Genomic DNA, 17678 nt, shown 5'->3' on the forward strand with positions numbered 1-17678 from the left:
CCTCAACGGCTCAATCCCGCAGGAGAGTGCCGCACACATCCCCGCAGGCCGGACTCATGATAGGCGCAAGCGTTTCAAATATCCAGCAATCTGTTGACGATCCTGACAAAACTCAAGGCGCAGCGCAATCCATTCATTCAGGACCGCCATGGGCCGCACGCCGCACAATCGCTGAACCGACGCGTATCAATGGACGTTGTTATCAGACTGGACCGGCTGAAGGCTTTGGGATATGTCCACTCGCGCCTGTACGGCCCGAAAAAAGACCATCCCCCGCCGCTTTGGAAGCTAATGGAAAACAGCGCCCGAACAAGCTTTCTCCTCCCCGTCCTGCCTGCTTTTCTTCTGTGGATGGCATGTTGCTTCCTTCCGATGCCGGCAGCCGCCGCGCCTGTGGAGTATACGGTAGAAATTCCATCTCTCCCGGACGATCTGGACGATCTGCTGCGCTCGGTTTCGGACAGCGTGGCGTTGATCGGGTCTCCGCCCGATACTGCCGGACTGCTGCGGCGGCGCATGGAAAAAGACCGGGAAAACTTCGCCGAGGCCCTGAAATCCAGAGGTTACTTTGGGTCTGAAGTCCTGGCCAGTCTGGAAACAACAAAAAGCCCGCACGTCATCCGCTTTCACGTTGAACTGGGCCCCTGTTTTATCTTCGACGCACCCGCGCTTGAAATCATTCCTCCGGATACGGGCCTGGGTGCCCTGCTCCGCCCGCTTCTCAAATCCATCAAAGCAGGCTCCGGGTACCAGGCCGCGCTGATCCCGGACACGGAAACGGCCATGCTCGATGAACTGCGGAAAAACGGCTATCCTTCGCCCTCAACCGGTGCGCGGCGGGTCGTTGCGGACCATGCCACGGGCCAGGTGCACGTGCGGTTCATCATACGCCCCGGCGGCCGGGCCGTGTTTGGCCGGACGCATATCGAAGGTCTGGAGCGCCTGAACGAGGAATTCGCGGCCAGACACATTGCCTGGAAAGAAGGACAGCTTTTTGACATCCGCAAAGTGGACGACACCCGGACGGAGCTTATCCGCACGGGCCTTTTCCGCTCGGTGCGCATCGAAACGGAGCACGCGGAAAACGCGGACACGGCCGACATGTGTCTGTCGCTGCTCGAAGCGCCCCGGCGTACCGTGCGTGCGGGGCTGTGGTATTACTCCGATCTCGGACCAGGCACAAGCGCAGGCTGGACAAACCGCAATCTGTTCAGAGGAGGCCAGGAGCTGCATTTTGACGCGGAAATCTCCCGGAATCTGAACAGCGCGAGCGCCGCCTTCGTGCTTCCCGCCATGTGGCACCCGGACCAGACTCTCGGCCTGCAGGCCAAGTATCAGTCCGAGAACACGGACAGCTACGACAGCGTCAATCTTGCCTTTTCAGGCATCATGCGCCGCAAATTTCCGGACCATCTGCAACTGGGATACGGTCTGGCCTACCGACTGTCCGAGGTGAAAAAAGAAGACACCCGGCGCTTCCACCTGCTTTCGGCCCCGCTTATCGCGGAATACACGACCGTAACGGAGCCGCTGGACCCGTCCTCGGGTCTGGCCCTGTCCGCCCGGGCGGAGCCCTTCACGGATCTGAAACTGCGGGATTCCAGCTTCGTTTCCTGGAATATCGCTGCGCGGAGCTATTGGCCGCTTCTGAAGGACAACTCCCTCGTTCTGGCCGCCCGCGGCCACATCGGCGTGCTGGCCGGGGCCAGTCGCGACAACGTCCCGGAGGACATGCTTTTGTATGCGGGCGGAGGAGGGTCCATCCGCGGATACGCCTACCAGTACGCCGGAGATCTGGATGAGGAAGACAAGCCTCTGGGGGGCCTGAGTGCGGTCGATTTCTCGGCGGAGCTGCGACTGCGGTTCAGCCGGACTTTCGGATTTGTCGTCTTCGGCGATGGCGGCGGCGCGTTCTCCAAAAGAAATCCGCTGGACGTGTCCTCGTTTTTCTGGGGCGCCGGAACAGGCATCCGTTACTACACACCTATCGGCCCCCTCCGTCTGGATGTGGCCGTTCCGCTGAAGAGACGCAGCGGCGTGGACGCACCCTTTCATTTTTATGTCAGCCTCGGGCAGGCCTTCTGATGTTTCGAAGCAAACTTTTCCGCGCCGCCAAAAGGGCCGCATATGTCATGGCCGCGCTCACGCTTCCGGCCTGCTTGGCCCTGCTCTGGCTCTTCGGTACGGCGGGCGGCCGCCAGACCCTGCTCGATCTGGCCGATGCGGCCACAGCCTCGGAAAATTTTCATCTGCGGGCCCGGGGCCTGAACCTGGGAAGGGAATGGACGCTTGAGTCGCTGCATCTCTCCGACGCATCGGGAGTCTGGCTGGAACTGCATCAAATCCGGCTGCAGCCAAGGCTCCGGTCTCTTCTGAAGGGACACGTCCATCTAGAGCATTGCGGCATCGTCCACACCATTCTCCACCGTCTTCCGGAGTCGGAAGAGGGTGCCACCGACACGGAAACGTCCCTGCCGCCGGTACGCGTCGCGCGAGTCGATCTGGACCGCGTCGAACTGCGGCCGGAAGCTCTGGGGCAGGCGGCGGACCTGTCGGTCCGGGGCGAGCTGGAACTGAACCCGCACGAAGGGCGGACCAATCTGTCCATCATCCGTCTGGACCGGTCTCAGGATGCCCTGCATGTCTCGGGGAGCTTTCAGGAACATCCGGAACAGCTCGCCCTGGACGTACGCATGCACGAGGCCCCGGAGGGCCTGCTGCATACGCTCCTCGATCTGGAACAGCTGTCCGGAAACGCCACCCAGGGAGTCACTCTGAGTCTGCGTGGACAAGGTAGCCTGACAGACTGGCCCCTGTCTTTGTCCCTGCGTCTGGCCGGGGCTCTGGAGCTGAACGCCACCGCCGCCCTGAAACTGACCGAAGAGCCGGAAGCGGACCTGCGCGGACAGGTCCGGCTGGGCACGGCATTGCAGGATACGGCCCGGCTGACCGACCCGGACATCGGCTTCTTTGCCCGCTTATCCTGGTTGAAGGACGAACTGCGCCTGACCCGCCTGCGTGTGGAGAATGCGGCGGCCGCCATGGATGGAAACGCCACATGGAACCAGGCCAGGGAAGAGATGCGGGCCGCCGTACGCATCGAAGGCCGGGACATCGCCCCGCTGCTTCCCCCGGACATTTCTCCCGGCCCGGCCGCTTTGAATGCCATGCTCCTGTTCTCGGCGGAGGGTCTGCGCCTCGACGCGGATATTGTGGCCAAGGACTGGAACATGAGCGGATACCGGTTGAGTGCTGCCAACATAAATGCTTCCCTTGCGCGCGACTCCGGCAGCGACTGGGATTTCCGCACAGCCTTCGCCATCCACGCCCCGGAGCTGCCGCCCGACCTGCAGGCCATCTCCGGTACCGCCACGGGCAAGGGAAGCGGCACCACCTGGCGGCTGGACAACCTGGAGGCGGCAACCCGGACCGTCAGCCTGCGCGCCAGCGGCAAGCTGGATTCCAATCTGAACAGCAGCGTCACGGTGGTCATGCGTGATTTTTCCGCGGCGTCCAAAATGGCCGTCTCCGGACGCGTGGCGGCCTCCGCCGACGGCCGTTTCACTCCAGAAGGCCCGGCCTTCCGTGGACGGCTCGCCCTCCATGCGGAAGGCATTTCCGGACTGCCGCCGGAAGCGGCCCAGCTTGTGGGTCCAAATCCCGGTCTGCATGCGGAACTGTTCCTCTCTCCTGAAAAAATGCATGTGCGCGATCTGAAATTGCGCGGCAATACCCGCCTTGCCGGAAACGGAACCTTCGAGCCGGAGACAGGTGCATTCTCAAGCGTCTTCGACGCGGTTTTCCCGGAACTGTGCGTCGCGGATATGCATCTCGCCCCCGGAGCCGCCGCCCAGGGCCAGGCCGCCGGCAACAGCACTGATCTCGGCCTGGACCTCAGGGCCAGTGCGCCCATGTTTTCCGCCGGACAATTCCACATCACCAACGCCACGGCATCCGCCAGAATTACCGGCCCGCACCGGCCCGAGTACGATCTGCGCATCCGGGCTCTGACGGAGGGCGAACCTGCGGAATTCGCGGCGCGCGTTCTCATGGACGGCCCCGCCATTCTTCTGCGTAACGCCACACTGAGCCTGCCCCAGAACAAACTGACGGTTACAGGCACTCTGAACACGGACAGCAACATATTTCAGGGTCATGGCCATCTTGACAGCGCAAGTCTCGCTCCTCTGGGCCGACTGGCCGGGCAGGATATGGACGGAAAGCTCACGCTGTGCACGGATTTTCTTGAGGAGAAAAACCGGCAGGCCGTCCGCATCGAAGGAAACGGCAATGCCCTGTCCATGGCCGGGATACATATCGGCCACGCGGCCCTGCACGGCTCCACGGCTCTGCCCGATCCTCTGCGGAGTGCGGACGCGGACCTGCGGCTCGGGCATATCCACCGGGATTCTCTGCATCTGGACGCCTGCCGGATACAGGCGCGGAGCCGCAATGACGGCGTGCATCTCGTCTTCGGGCTGGACCAGAACGCCACCCAGAGCGCGATCACTGGAAAGGCCCTCGCCTCCTGGGATGAAAGAAGGCTTCGGGCCTCCCTGAACTCCCTTGTGGGCACGTTGCTGGGTCAAAAGCTCCGGCTGGCCGCACCCGTGAACATCACCGTGGAGTCGGAGCGTACCGCCTGGACCAGAGGCGAGTTGCATTTCGGACCGGCGGTTCTGTCCGGTTCGGGAAACATCGCCGCAAATGGCGTGGACATCGATGCCAGCCTTGAAAACATGGACCCGGCCCTGTTCCGGTTGCTGCGGGATGATCTGCCCCAGGGAGATATCCAGGCGCGGCTGGCCGTCCGGGGGGCTCCGGAAAATCCGGATGCCAGGATGGATGTGCGGGGGCGGAACATCCGCATATCCGCTCCCGGCCGGAAAGACCCCCTCACGGTGGATGTTTCGGGACATGCGACCCTGAACCCGGGCCGGTTCAGGAGCACTTTGACTCTGAATGGACAGGACGGTGCGATGACCGCAGACGCGGAACTTTCCGTTCCCGTGCGAGGTCCCGTGACCGCTCTTGATATCGCCGGTGACGCACCCCTCACGGGACGCATGCGGGGCGGCCTCGACCTCACCCTGTTGCCGCATCTGCTGCTGCTCGATGATCAGTCGCTTTCCGGCCGGGCAGTCATGGACTTCCGCCTCGGAGGGACCGCATCCACCCCCACCTTGAGCGGTACGGCACACGTCGGCGACGGGCGCTACGAAAATTACCGCTCCGGCACCAGACTCGAATCCATCAGCGCCACCGCCACGGCCCGAGACGCAGAGGTAGATTTCATTCTGAACGCTACGGATGGCCGCCAAGGCACGCTCAGTGCCCAGGGTTCGGCAGACCTGAAGCCCCTTTCCTATGTCTGCGATATTCGCCTGGACCGGTGCGAGCTCGTCAACACGGACCTGATCCGCAGCACGGCGGATGGCCGTCTGCGCGTGTGGGGAAACGGCGGGGCGGCGGCCGTAAACGGCACTCTGAAACCAGACCCGGCTTACGTCCAGCTGCCCTCCGACATGTCCGGCGTAACCCGCGTCGAAGTAGAGGAAATCAACGTTCCGGGCGGAGATACGAGCAGCGGAAAAGACTCCGGCATGCCCGTGAACCTGAACCTGCGGGTCGACGTGCCCACCCGGCTCTTCGTCCGGGGCCGGGGGCTGGATTCGGAGTGGTCCGGGCGGCTGGACATCACCGGTCCGCAGACGGCTCCGTCGGTCAGGGGGCAGATGAACCTGCTGCGCGGCCGCTTCGAGTTTCTCGATCGCATGTTCGACCTGACCAAGGGAACCATCTCCTTAAGCGGAGAAACCCCGCCCAATCCGTTTCTGGACATTCTGGGCGAATGCCGGGTCATGGATACCCTGATTCAGGTCCGGATCAACGGTCCGGCCAGAAATTTCAAACTGGCCCTGTCCTCCGCCCCGCCGCTGCCACAGGACGAGTTGCTGTCCATGATTCTCTTCGGCCGTTCCCTGCGCGAGATATCCCCGCTGCAAGCCGTCCGTCTGGCCCAGGCTGCGGCCGCCCTGACCGGAGTCGGAGGAGCGGGGATGGGTGTCTTCGATTCCATCAAGGCCGCTCTGGGGCTGCAGGAAGTGGATATCGGCAGGGATGACGAAGGCAATACGGCCGTCGGCATCGGCGGCTATGTGGGCGGAAAATATTATGTGCGGACCCAAAGCAGCGTCTCCGGGCAGGACAGGACGAAAATCGAGATTCAGCTTTCTCCGAAAATCAGTGTGGAGACGGAAATCGGCTCGGACTCCCGTCAGGGTGGCGGTGTGAACTGGCGCAAGGACTATTGACGGGCGGAATGTTCTGGCCCGGAATTGTCAACCAGCGCAAAAAAACATACCGGGTGCGGACACGTGACGAGTTCGGACGGAAAGCTCCTGCCCGGAGCCGCCCGAGATTGCCCGGAACCACTGCGCATCTGCACGATTCGTAAGCGGATTCGGGACACGCCATAAGAACCTTCCAACCCGGACACAAATCGGCGGAAACGTGCACGTCCTCACCATGGCGCCCCTTCTTCCCTCCTGGACAGGAAGCTTTTCCGGACGTTTTTTTCCCGGTACCAATTTTATCGACGCCTCCTTCGATTTCGATTTTCTGAACGATCTGCCTTCTCTGTACGCGAACCTGCGCCACTGGCTGTCCAGCATGGACAGCGTCGTAGCGGTATATATCGGCATTCTGGTCCTCATCGTACTGATCATCCTGTACGCAATACAGACTCACAGAACCAGAGTTCAGGCTTTGCGCCTGTCGCTTCTGGTGCATAACGCTCCGGTCATGATCCGCGCACACGACAAACGCGGCGTCCCCCTGTTCTGGAACAGGGAATGCGAACGCGTCACCGGCTATCCGGCCCGCAGAATCGTGAACAATTCCGACTCCTGGACCCTGCTCTATCCCGACCCCGCGCTGCGGGACAAAACAGCGGCCATGCGGAAAGCGCCCGCACGCGACTATACCGACGCCCGCAATCCCGTCACCTGCGCGGATGGCAGCACCCGCATCATCACCTGGTTCAGCATTTCCGAAAGCCATCCCATTCCGGGCTGGTACTCCTGGGAAACGGGTCTGGATATCACCGAGCAACAGGCCGCCGCCGAGGCCTTAAAGGAACGCGACCTGCGTCAGAAAGCCATTCTGGACAATATCCCGGACGTGGCCTGGCTCAAGGACAGAAAGCTCCGTCTGGTCGCCGTGAACAGGCGTTTCTGCACCCTGATGCAAAGGACCGAACATGCGCTGCTCGGGCGGACCATCATGGATTTCTGGCCCGCGGAATTCAGCGGGCCATGTGCGGAGACGGATCGTCTGGTACTGCGTGAAGGCCGGCCGCTGTGGCAGGAAGAACGGATTCCGTCCTCTTCTTCCGAAGAAATCTGGCACGAAACCTTCCGCACTCCCATCTACGGCACCTCCGGGGAAATCATCGGCATCGCCGGCATAGGCCGGGACATCACCGAAAAAAGAAAGACGGCCCAGGAGCTGCTCCTGGCCAAGCAGAGAGCCGAAGAAGCCAACAAGACCAAAAGCGAATTTCTGGCCAACATGAGCCACGAAATCCGCACGCCGCTGAACGGCATTCTGGGTATGCTCCAGCTCATGACATCCACCGCTATGACCGAAGAGCAGAGCACCTACATCCGTACGGCCATCACTTCTTCCCGGCGCCTGTCCAGGCTTCTGGCGGATATTCTGGATATTTCCAAGATAGAGGCGGGACAGCTCGAGATCATCCGCGAACCCTTCGCCATACGCGAACTCCAGGAAGCCCTTCAGGACATTTTTCAGCTCACGGCAAACCGGACGGGCGTGCCCCTGCGCGTACGCATCGCTGAAGATGTGCCGCCCTACCTGATGGGAGACGAGGCCCGGCTGCGCCAGATCATTTTCAATCTGGTCGGCAACGCGTTCAAATTCACCACCCGGGGCTCTGTCAGCGTGGATATCGACTGCCTGCGCAAAACCACGGAACACTGCCGCCTGCTGATCACCGTGACGGATACGGGAGCCGGCATTCCGGGCTCCATGCAGGACAAGATTTTCGATTCCTTCACCCAGGTCGAGGGCAGTGCGTCCAGAAGTCATGCTGGCGTCGGGCTCGGACTGGCCATTGTCCGGCGGCTGATACATCTCATGAACGCGAATCTGGCCATTTCCAGCGCTCCGGGGGAAGGTACGGAAATATGCATTTCCCTGCCCTTGGACATCGCGCGTCACTACGAGCAGCGCGCGGAAGCGGAAAAAGCCATACAGACTTCTTCCAGCCCCCTGAGATTTCTGGTGGCCGAGGACGACCAGATCAATCAACTGGCCATCACCCGGCTTCTGGAAAAGAAGGGGCACCGGGTGCACTGTGTGGCCAACGGCCTGACCCTTCTGGAGGAAGTCAAATCGGGCGCCTACGACATGGTGCTCATGGACGTGCAGATGCCGGGCATGGACGGTATCGAGGCCACCCGGCACATCCGTCTGCTGCCCGAGTTCGAGCGCGTACGGACCATCCCCATCATTGCGCTGACCGCCTGCGCCATGAGCGGCGACCGGGAGAGATTCCTGAGAAGCGGCATGGACGGCTATATTCCAAAGCCCGTGGACTGGAACATACTGAGTCACGTCATCGCCGTCGTGGCGGAAAAGCGCCGGGCCCGGAACGTCAGAGATCTTCCCCGGCCGAGGGCATGACACCCTGCGTCAGCGCGGCTATTTCCTGCAGGGCGCGCCCCCGGTCCTGAGCCAGCTGCTTCCACTTCTTCTTTTCCTTCTTTGTGGCTTCCAGAGTCTGAAGCAGGTCCTGAATGGTATGCGCCGGATAGCCGTACTTGGCGTGCCTGCCCTTGCGCAGTTCCTCGTCGTTGCGCTCCTTCAGCGCCCTGATCTGGCTGGAGGAAAGAATCATGGCGTTTTCGGCGGCTTTCCGGCAGCGCTGTTCCGCCGGAGTTTGGTGGGTGCGGACATGGGATTCTCTCGAAATGCGGATAAAAACAAAGGCGGAGATGCGAACAAAGAGGGCGGTTTCAAACCGCCCTTTCCTATTTTTTCAGCCAGGCCATCATGCTGCGCAGTTCGTCACCGACCCGCTCCACCTGATGCTGGTGGCTGCGGCGGCGCTTGGCCAGAAACGACGGCAGCCCGGCCTTGTTTTCCAGAATCCAGTTCCGGGCGAAGGTGCCGTCCTGAATTTCCTCCAGCACGGCGCGCATGGCCTTGCGGGACTCGGCGTTGATGACGCGCGGCCCGGTGACGTAATCGCCGTATTCGGCCGTGTCGCTGATGGAATGATGCATCTTCTTGAACCCGCCCTCATACAGCAGATCCACGATGAGTTTGAGCTCGTGCATGCACTCGAAAAAGGCGATTTCCGGCTGGTATCCGGCCTGTACCAGGGTTTCGAATCCGGCCCGGACCAGCTCGCTGACGCCGCCGCACAGGACCGCCTGCTCGCCGAACAGATCCGTCTCGGTTTCTTCGGCGAAAGAGGTCTCGAGCACGCCGGAACGGGTGCCGCCGATGCCTGCGGCGTAAGCCAGGGCCTTGGCCAGTGCCTGGCCCGTGGCGTCCTGGTGAACGGCGACCAGGCAGGGCACGCCGCCGCCCTTCTCGAACTCGCGGCGCACCAGGTGCCCCGGCCCCTTGGGCGCGATCATGACCACATCCACATCTTTGGGCGGAACAATCTGGTTGTAATGGATGTTGAAGCCGTGTCCGAAGACCAGGGTTTTGCCCGCGGACAGGTTGGGCAGAATTTCTTCCTCGTATACTTTGGGCTGATACTGATCCTGCACCAGAATCTGAATCAGGTCCGCCTTTTTGGCCGCTTCAGCCGCGGTGACGGGTTCGAAGCCGTGCTCCCGGGCCAGCTGCCAGTTGGCCCCGCCCGGACGCTGGCCGACCACCACCCGCACTCCGGAATCGCGCAGGTTCTGGGCGTGGGCGTGACCTTGGCTGCCATAGCCGATGATGGCCACCACCTTGTCCTTGAGTGTGTTCAGGTCCGCGTCCTTTTCGTAATACACTTTCATGACTGCTCCCTTGTCGTAATGAAAACGGGCGGTCCGGCCGCGCAACATGCCGCCCGCCCGAAAAAATATTGCCGGCACAATTCCCGCGCCGGGATATCAGTCCGCAAGCTGCATGCTGCGGCGCATGGCCACGGTCCCGGCGCGCACGAAATCCTTCACTCCGAAGCGTTGCAGCAGCGCGACCACAGCCTTGATCTTGTTCCGGTCCCCCGTCAGTTCCAGAGTCAGCTCCGTGGGGCTGACATCCACCACCTTGCACCGGAAAATATCGGCGATACGCAGCACCTCCGCGCGCTTGGCGTCGTCGGCTCCGACTTTCATCAGCACGATCTCCCGCTCCACGGCCTGCTGGTGGGTCAGATCCACAACCTTAATCACGGTGATGAGCTTGTGCAGCTGCTTCATGATCTGCTCGATGATCTGTTCGTCGCCGATGGTACAGATGGTGATGTGCGAAACGCCCGGCTCCAGGGTCGGCCCCACGTTCAGTGATTCGATATTGAATCCCCGGCCGCTGAAAAGACCCGCCACGCGGGACAGTACGCCCGGCTCGTTCTCCACCAGAATGGACAGCACATGTCTCACGCGAGCCTCCTAAACCAAAAGCATTTCCGCCAGGGCCGCTCCGGCCGGCACCATGGGCGCGACATTTTCCTCGGGCTCCACGCGCACGTCGACCACCACCGGACCGGGATGGGCAAAGGCCGCCCGCAGGGTGGACTCCAGCTCTTCGGACTTTTCCACCAGAAAGCCCTCGGCTCCGTATGCTCTGGCCAGAGCCACAAAATCCGGATTGGCGTGCAGACAGGTGGAGCAGTAGTTCTTCTTGTAAAAAAGCTCCTGCCACTGCCGGACCATGCCCAGATAGCCGTTGTTCAGAATGACGATCTTGACCGGCACTTGATAGCTGACCGCCGTGGCCAGCTCCTGGATGTTCATCTGGATGGAGCCGTCACCGGCCACATCCACCACCAGCCTGTCGGGAAAGGCCAGCTGCGCGCCGATGGCCGCCGGGAATCCGTAGCCCATGGTTCCGAGCCCGCCCGACGTGAGCAGAGTGCGCGGCTTGCGGTATGTGTAGAACTGTGCGGCCCACATCTGGTTCTGGCCCACTTCGGTGGTGATGATGGCCTCGCCCCGAGAAATCTCGAAAATCTTTTCCACCACCTGCTGCGGTTTGATCCGCTCCCCAGTCTTTCCGTAGCCCAGGGGATGAACGGCGCGCATTTCCGCCAGGGCGGCGTTCCATTTTTCGTGCTTGGCGGCCCAGTCCACGCCGGAAATCCTGTCCGCTTCCTCGATGAGCCCCTGAAGCCCCAGCTTGCAGTCGGCCACGACGGGCACGTGCACCACCACGTTCTTGCTGATGGACGTGGGATCGATGTCGATATGGATGATCCTGGCTCCGGCGGCGAAGGCGCTGACCCGGCCCGTGACCCGGTCGTCAAAGCGGGCGCCCACGGAAATGAGCACGTCGCAGCTGTTCACGGCCATGTTGGCCGTATAGGTGCCGTGCATGCCAAGCATGCCGAGCCACAGGGGATGGTCGCCGGGAAAAGCCCCAAGCCCCATCAGCGTGGTGGTCACCGGACACTGACAGAGTTCCGCCAAGCGGACCAGTTCGGCGGCGCTGTCGGACGAGATGACGCCCCCTCCGGCGTAAATGGCCGGCCGTTCGGCCTGGGCGATGAGTTCAGCGGCCTTGCGCAGCTGCTTGCGGTTGGGGCTGTAGTTGGGATTGTAGCTGCGGATGTGGATGGTCTCGGGATAGGAAAATTCCGTGGACGCGGTGATCACGTTCTTGGGCAGGTCGATGAGGACGGGGCCCGGCCGCCCCGTCCTTGCTATATAGAAGGCCTGTTTGATGGTCGCGGCCAGCTCCGCCACATTCTTCACCAGATAGTTGTGCTTGGTGCACGAACGGGTGATGCCCACGATATCGGCTTCCTGAAAGGCGTCGTTGCCGATGAGATGCGTGGGCACCTGGCCGGTGATCACGACCAGCGGAATGGAGTCCATGTAGGCCGTGGCGATACCGGTCACGGTATTGGTCGCTCCGGGACCGGAAGTCACCAGGCATACGCCCACCTTGCCCGATGCCCTGGCATACCCGTCGGCCGCATGCACGGCGGCCTGTTCGTGACGGACCAGGATATGTCTGAACGGATGATTCGGGAGCTCGTCGTATACGTCGATGACCGCACCTCCGGGAAAACCGAAAATGAGGTCAACACCTTCCCGCTTCAGGCATTCCATCAGGATCCGGGCGCCGGTGAGCATCATGGCCGTCTATCCCTCCTGGCGTTTATATTTTTCGAGCAGTCCCTGGATGCGGGTTTTCCCGGCCAGTTTCTTCTTCTTGTATTCCTTCACTTCCAGCTCTTCCGCAGGGGAAAGCGCGGCCTTTCCAGAGTAGCGTTCCAGAGCCTTTTCAAAACCGACATGCGCTTCCCACAGAGCCCTGAGTTCCTCGTCGTGCGCCAGATTCGCCGCAATGAGTTCGAGGTCTTGCTGTTCCATAGGACGTCTCCTTAGTTGAGGTTTGCCGTATCTCCGGCGGAAAAAAGATTCCAGTCCGGCTCCTCTTCGGCGTGTACGACCAGACTTTTCTTCCGGGCGCCGTGTCCGGATTCGATCGTCACCTGACGCGGCCGCAGACCCAGAGCCTCGGCCACGAAAAAAGTCAGCGCGGTGTTGGCCTTGTTGTCCACTGCCGGAGCCTGGAGGCGGATTTTCACATGTTCACCGTGCATACCCGCGAACTCCGTCTTCTTCGCCCCCGGCTGCACCCAGACGGAAATCCGCCAGCCGCCTTTGGCGGGAACGACGCACACGGGACGGCCGGACATGTCTTTATATCGCCATCCGGGCCACAAGCTGGCCCATGAAAACCTGTATGAACTTGATGCCCAGCAGGACCACCACCGGGGAAAAATCCATGCCGCCCGCGTAAGAGAAAGGCAACGCCTTGCGGACGCGGTAAAAGACCGGCTCCGTCAGAGTGCGGATGCCCCGGACAATGGGGTTGTACGGATCGGGATTGATCCAGCTCATGGCCGCCGACACCAGCACTATCCAGAAGTACAAAGTCAGCACGCTGTCCGCCACATAGAAAGCCGCCGCCAGCAGGCTGGAAAAAACAGGCATGAAGTCTCCTTTGCAATCGATTATTGGCCAACGCTCTCAAGCCATTGCCGCAGTTCATGGAAGCTGTCCACATGGAGTTCCGCCCGCAGTCCGCGATTTTTATACGCCCAGAAGGGCACTCCCGCTCCCCTGGCGGCATCCTGGTCCACGCTCGAATCGCCGAGATAGGCCATGTGTTCCACGGGCATTCCCCATTCTTCGGCAATGCGCAGCAACCCCTCGGGATGGGGCTTGGGCCGGGACACCTTGGCCGCCGTCATGACCGGGGAGAAAAACCCGGTCAGATGAAACCGCTCCAGCACCTTCTCCATGGAGTTCTTGCGGTTGGTGTTCACGGCCATACGCACGCCCCTTATCTGGAGGGATTCGAGCAGGTCCCCGAGCCCCGGTTCCGGGATCATGCGGTCGATGAACTCGTCATAGGTCATGTGCCCCACGACCTCGGGCAGTCTGGGCATGAGCTCCGCCGGGACAAGACGGGCCAGGGACACATCCACCGTGTGCATGAAGGAGTAGTCTTCTTCTTCGGCCGTCATGGGGGCAAGCCCCAGTTTTTCGAGAATGTGGTTATAATAGAAACGGTTCACGTCGCGCGTGTCGAAAAGCACGCCGTCGCAGTCAAAGACCAGCCCCCGGACCGGCCGGACGCCGCATCCGGGCGAAGACGCCGGGGTGTCACGTCCGGGCATGGCTATTTCATGGCCTCCGGGAAATACTGGGCCGCCAGTTCGCGCAACCTGTATTTCTGAATCTTGCCGCTGGCCGTCATCGGATACTCGTCGATAAAAGCAATATATTTCGGTATCTTGTACCGGGAAATCTGCCCCCGGCAGAAATCCCGGATATCTTCCACAGCATAGTCGAAGCCGTCCTTCAATATGATGAAAGCGCCCACTTCCTCGCCGAACTTGCGGCTGGGCACACCCACCACCTGGACATCCTTGATGCCTTCCATGCGGTAGAGAAATTCCTCGATCTCCCGTGGATAGACGTTTTCCCCGCCGCGGATGATCATGTCCTTCAGACGGCCGGTGATGGTCACGTAGCCGTCCTTGTCCATGGTGCCGAGGTCGCCGGAATGCAGCCAGCCGTCGGGGTCGATGGCCTGGGCAGTGGCATCGGGGTTGTTGAAATATCCCTTCATCACGTTGTAGCCCCGGCAGCAGACTTCCCCCTGCTCGCCCGGAAGCATTTCCTCGCCCGTATCGGGGTCGAGGATGCGCACCTCCACTTCCGGCATGGCCCGGCCCACGGTCTGGGTCCGCTGAGCCAGGGAGTCGTGCACCCGGGTCTGGGTCATGACCGGCGAGGCCTCGGTCAGGCCGTAGCAGATGGTCACTTCCCGCATGTGCATGGCGTCCATGACCTTTTCCATGACCGGCACCGGACAGGGCGAGCCGGCCATGATGCCCGTGCGCAGGGACGAGAGGTCGTAGCGGGCGAAGGTGCGGTGTTCGAGCACGGCGATGAACATGGTGGGCACTCCGTACAGGGCCGTGCATTTTTCCTCTTCCACGGCGGACAGCACCAGAAGGGGGCTGAATCCTTCCAGAATGACCAGCGTGGCCCCGTGCGTGACGGCGGCCAGCACGCCCAGCACGCAGCCGAAGCAGTGAAACAGAGGGACTGGCAGGCAGACCCGGTCCTTGGAGGTGAAACGCTGGTTTTCACCGATCCAGAAACCGTTGTTGCCGATGTTGTGATGGGTCAGCATGACGCCCTTGGGAAAACCCGTGGTGCCGGAGGTGTACTGCATGTTCACCACGTCGTGCGGGTCCAGACTGTCCTGCCGCTTCCGGTAATCCTCCTCGGAAGTCATGCGGCTCAGGGCCAGGAGTTCCGGCATGGAATACATGCCCCGGTGCTTTTCCGGGCCGAGAAAGAAAACCCGTTTCAGGTCGGGAAATTTTTCGGTGCGCAGATAGCCCCGCTCCTGTGTCCTGAGTTCCGGCAGCAGGTCGTAGACCACCTGAATATAGTCTGTGTCCCGGAAGGAATCGATGACCACCAGATTCTCGCATTCGGAATGTCTGATCAGGTATTCCAGTTCCGCCTTCTTGTAATGGGTGTTCACCGTCAGCAGCACCGCGCCGACCTTGGCCGTGGCGAATTGCAGAGCCACCCAGTACGGCACGTTGGTGGCCCACACGGCCACTTTCTCCCCCTTGCCCACGCCCATGGCCATGAGCCCCTTGGCCAGATTGTCCACCAGGGCGCCGAAATCCCGGTAGGTCATGCGGAAATCGCGATCCACATAGACCACGGCCTCATTCTCCGGATACTGCGCGACGGCCTCGTCCAGAATCTGCCCCAGAGTCATGTCGCGTAACACAGGCTTGTGCATGCTTCTCCCCCTGATTGCCCGCTATTCCGGAAAATACAGTACCGCGTAGATGGAAGCGGGCGCGTCACCGCTACAGCCCACATGGTGCGGCACAACGGAGTTGAGATAGATGGAGTCCCCTTTGGAGAGAATGATGGTCTCGCCGCCATAGATGACCTCCACCGCGCCCTCCTGCACCACGATGAACTCCTCGCCCTCGTGGGTGGAAAGTTTGCGTCCGGCTTCGGCCACGGGCAGAAGCTCCACGAAAAACGGTTCCATTCTGCGGTCCGTCTTGCCCCTGCCCAGAGAATAGTACCGGGTATCCGTGGAACTGCCCTTCTGGGCCTGCATGGCCATATCTTCCACCCGGCCCCCGAGGCGCACCACCAGCGGGTCCTGGCCCAGTTCGTCGTCCAGAAAGGTGCCCATGCGCACGCCAAGACCGCGGGCGACTTTAAGAAGCGGCCCCAAAGACGGATATACGGAGTCTTCCTCCAGGGACTTCAGGAAAGAAAGGGACAGACCGGTGCGTTCGGCCAGCTGCTCCAGAGTGATCTCGTTCATCTCCCGGAAGCGCTTCACGCGCATGCCAAGCTTTTCCTTGCTCATAACCACCCGCTACTGGTTAGGGTTCAGAAGGCCGGACCACGATGACGGCGGACAGGCTCGCATCGCCGGCAGGCTCCAGATCGTGGGGAGACACGCGCAGGTGAATGAAGTCCTCGCCACCGGCGCCCGCTTCACGGGGCAGCCCGAGAGAGAGAAGTTCTCCGGCCACATCCGGATCCGAAACGAAAAACCGGGTTCCCTCAGGGACAAGACAGAGAAGCGGCCCGAACATGCCCCGCCAGGGCAGATCGGAACCCGCCCGGGGAAAAATCAGCGCGTCAGCCACGCCCTGATCCGCAAACGCATCGCCGTCCTCAAGGCCCAGGGATGCGGCAAAACCTCCCTGTGCCCGCGCCAGACGGTCTTCCTGTCCGTGCAGGGCCGCGAACTGCTCTTCGCGGGACAAAGCCAGAGTCAGCGCGACCTGCGCCCGCCTGCGGCGGTCATCGGCGGATGCGGCCTCGGGAGCCGCCTTTTCCCGCAGCCTGGACCGGATATCCATGCCCGTGTCCGTGTAGAAATCCTCCAGCCCGGCGGCTTCATAGGGGCGCAAATCCGAAATTCTGGACAGTCCCTGGGCGAAATCCACATATTCGCTCGCCAGCCGCCGCGCGCATGCCCCGCTCAGGGGCAGATTTTCCGGCCGCCAGCGGGGAAATTCCGAAGCCAGTTCCACGCCGGGATCGAACAGAACGACGCCCTCCGGCAAGGGGCCGTGAATCAGGCCGGGATGCAGCCAGGGAAAATGCACCATCATCAAGCCGTTCTCCTTCCGCGTCGTCAACGTTCATACCGCCGGCACCGGCCCGTACAGGGCGGCAGCCGCAAGAGGCACAAATCTCCCGCAAGCAGCGCGCACGAAGGGCCGGAAGCTTCGCCGTCTGGCCGGAAATCCGGGCATTCCCAGCGTTCCTCGAGGCAGACCGCCATACGCTCCCAGATGCTCCCGGCTTCCTCTGCGGTGAGCCCGAAACATTCCGAGCGGGCCACATGTTCTTCCAGAATTTTTTCCCAGCCCTCAAGCACGGTGCAGCGGAAATTCCGGCGCAGACCGGGATTGAGGTGCTCCTCGTACAGGCAGCGCTCTCCCATCCAGTGTCTGCAACCCCGGCCCGACAGCCTGATCGGGCTCGTATGTCCGTTTGTGACCATCGCGTTTCAGCGTCCTCGCCGCGAAGATTTCAGATACATTCCATCCGCCCGAAAACCAAGATTTTTCTTCAAGTTGACCTCCCGAAGTCCCCGAGTGTATAGGGCACCAACCATTCCCGAGGAGGCAAAACATGTTCGGCATCGGCATTCCGGAACTACTTATCATTCTGGTCATCGTCCTGATCATTTTCGGCGCCAACAAACTGCCTGAAATCGGAGCGGGCATGGGCAAGGCCATCAAGAATTTCAAGAAGGCGACCAACGAACCCGAGGAAATCGACGTCACGGCCAAATCCGAAACCTCCGATACGGAAAAGAAAAGCTGACCCCGGCTGGTCCGGGCGAATTTCAAAGGCCGCCATGCGGCCTTTGCTTTTTTGGAAGTGTGAAAAACGCCG

General features: G+C 61.5%; 16 protein-coding genes. 4 read left to right on the forward strand and 12 right to left on the reverse strand.

Annotated features, from left to right (window positions below):
- Positions 1-393: 393 nt before the first annotated feature.
- The 3 genes from AXF15_RS11290 (at position 394) to AXF15_RS11300 (ending at position 8709) form a co-directional block, all read left to right on the forward strand.
- Entirely contained in the window at positions 394-2085 is a 1692-nt protein-coding gene (locus tag AXF15_RS11290; RefSeq protein ID WP_169793659.1) for an autotransporter assembly complex protein TamA, read from the forward strand.
- Positions 2085-6314 carry a translocation/assembly module TamB domain-containing protein gene (locus AXF15_RS11295; protein WP_066607523.1) on the forward strand — a complete coding sequence of 1410 codons (4230 nt, stop codon included), beginning with the start codon at positions 2085-2087 and terminating at the stop codon, positions 6312-6314. The genes AXF15_RS11290 and AXF15_RS11295 overlap by 1 nt, the downstream gene beginning before the upstream one ends.
- Positions 6315-6513: 199 nt before the next feature.
- Positions 6514-8709, forward strand: a complete 2196-nt coding sequence (locus tag AXF15_RS11300) for a PAS domain-containing hybrid sensor histidine kinase/response regulator (protein WP_151192370.1) — start codon at positions 6514-6516, stop codon at positions 8707-8709.
- Here the strand turns inward: AXF15_RS11300 and AXF15_RS11305 are convergent.
- The 12 genes from AXF15_RS11305 to AXF15_RS11360 form a co-directional block, all read right to left on the reverse strand.
- The gene (locus AXF15_RS11305; protein WP_066607529.1) at positions 8681-8923 is read right to left on the reverse strand and encodes a hypothetical protein; all 243 of its coding nucleotides are present in this window, start codon (positions 8921-8923) and stop codon (positions 8681-8683) included. The two genes, AXF15_RS11300 and AXF15_RS11305, sit on opposite strands and share 29 nt — an antisense overlap.
- Positions 8924-9056: 133 nt before the next feature.
- Positions 9057-10046: a ketol-acid reductoisomerase gene (ilvC, locus tag AXF15_RS11310; RefSeq protein ID WP_066608963.1), complete on the reverse strand. Its 990-nt coding sequence runs from the start codon at positions 10044-10046 to the stop codon at positions 9057-9059.
- Between the two features lie 96 nt (positions 10047-10142).
- Complete coding sequence (gene ilvN / locus AXF15_RS11315) at positions 10143-10631, reverse strand: acetolactate synthase small subunit (protein ID WP_066607531.1); 489 nt, start codon at positions 10629-10631, stop codon at positions 10143-10145.
- A gap of 9 nt (positions 10632-10640) precedes the next feature.
- Positions 10641-12329 carry a biosynthetic-type acetolactate synthase large subunit gene (gene ilvB, locus AXF15_RS11320; RefSeq protein ID WP_066607533.1) on the reverse strand — a complete coding sequence of 563 codons (1689 nt, stop codon included), beginning with the start codon at positions 12327-12329 and terminating at the stop codon, positions 10641-10643.
- A 6-nt stretch (positions 12330-12335) separates the two neighbouring features.
- Positions 12336-12566, reverse strand: coding sequence for a hypothetical protein (locus tag AXF15_RS11325; protein ID WP_066607534.1), 231 nt, complete (start codon positions 12564-12566; stop codon positions 12336-12338).
- 11 nt (positions 12567-12577) lie between these two features.
- Entirely contained in the window at positions 12578-12895 is a 318-nt protein-coding gene (locus tag AXF15_RS11330; RefSeq protein WP_066607536.1) for a DUF167 domain-containing protein, read from the reverse strand.
- 4 nt (positions 12896-12899) lie between these two features.
- Entirely contained in the window at positions 12900-13193 is a 294-nt protein-coding gene (locus AXF15_RS11335; protein WP_066607538.1) for a YggT family protein, read from the reverse strand.
- 20 nt (positions 13194-13213) lie between these two features.
- Positions 13214-13882 (reverse strand): HAD family hydrolase, encoded by a 669-nt coding sequence (locus AXF15_RS11340; protein ID WP_066607540.1) that lies wholly within the window; start codon positions 13880-13882, stop codon positions 13214-13216.
- A 2-nt stretch (positions 13883-13884) separates the two neighbouring features.
- Positions 13885-15537, reverse strand: a complete 1653-nt coding sequence (locus AXF15_RS11345) for an AMP-binding protein (RefSeq protein WP_066607542.1) — start codon at positions 15535-15537, stop codon at positions 13885-13887.
- A gap of 21 nt (positions 15538-15558) precedes the next feature.
- Positions 15559-16128, reverse strand: a complete 570-nt coding sequence (locus tag AXF15_RS11350) for a helix-turn-helix domain-containing protein (protein ID WP_066607544.1) — start codon at positions 16126-16128, stop codon at positions 15559-15561.
- A gap of 16 nt (positions 16129-16144) precedes the next feature.
- Entirely contained in the window at positions 16145-16885 is a 741-nt protein-coding gene (locus AXF15_RS11355; RefSeq protein WP_066607546.1) for an ATP-binding cassette domain-containing protein, read from the reverse strand.
- Between the two features lie 23 nt (positions 16886-16908).
- On the reverse strand, positions 16909-17220 hold the full coding sequence (locus tag AXF15_RS11360; protein ID WP_083518020.1) for a hypothetical protein: 312 nt from the start codon (positions 17218-17220) through the stop codon (positions 16909-16911).
- Between the two features lie 191 nt (positions 17221-17411).
- On the opposite strand from AXF15_RS11360, the gene AXF15_RS11365 reads away from it, so the two are divergent.
- Positions 17412-17606, forward strand: a complete 195-nt coding sequence (locus AXF15_RS11365) for a twin-arginine translocase TatA/TatE family subunit (protein WP_066607551.1) — start codon at positions 17412-17414, stop codon at positions 17604-17606.
- The last annotated feature ends 72 nt before the right edge of the window (positions 17607-17678 follow it).

Source organism: Desulfomicrobium orale DSM 12838 (genome assembly GCF_001553625.1).
In the GTDB taxonomy this organism is placed as follows: domain Bacteria; phylum Desulfobacterota; class Desulfovibrionia; order Desulfovibrionales; family Desulfomicrobiaceae; genus Desulfomicrobium; species Desulfomicrobium orale.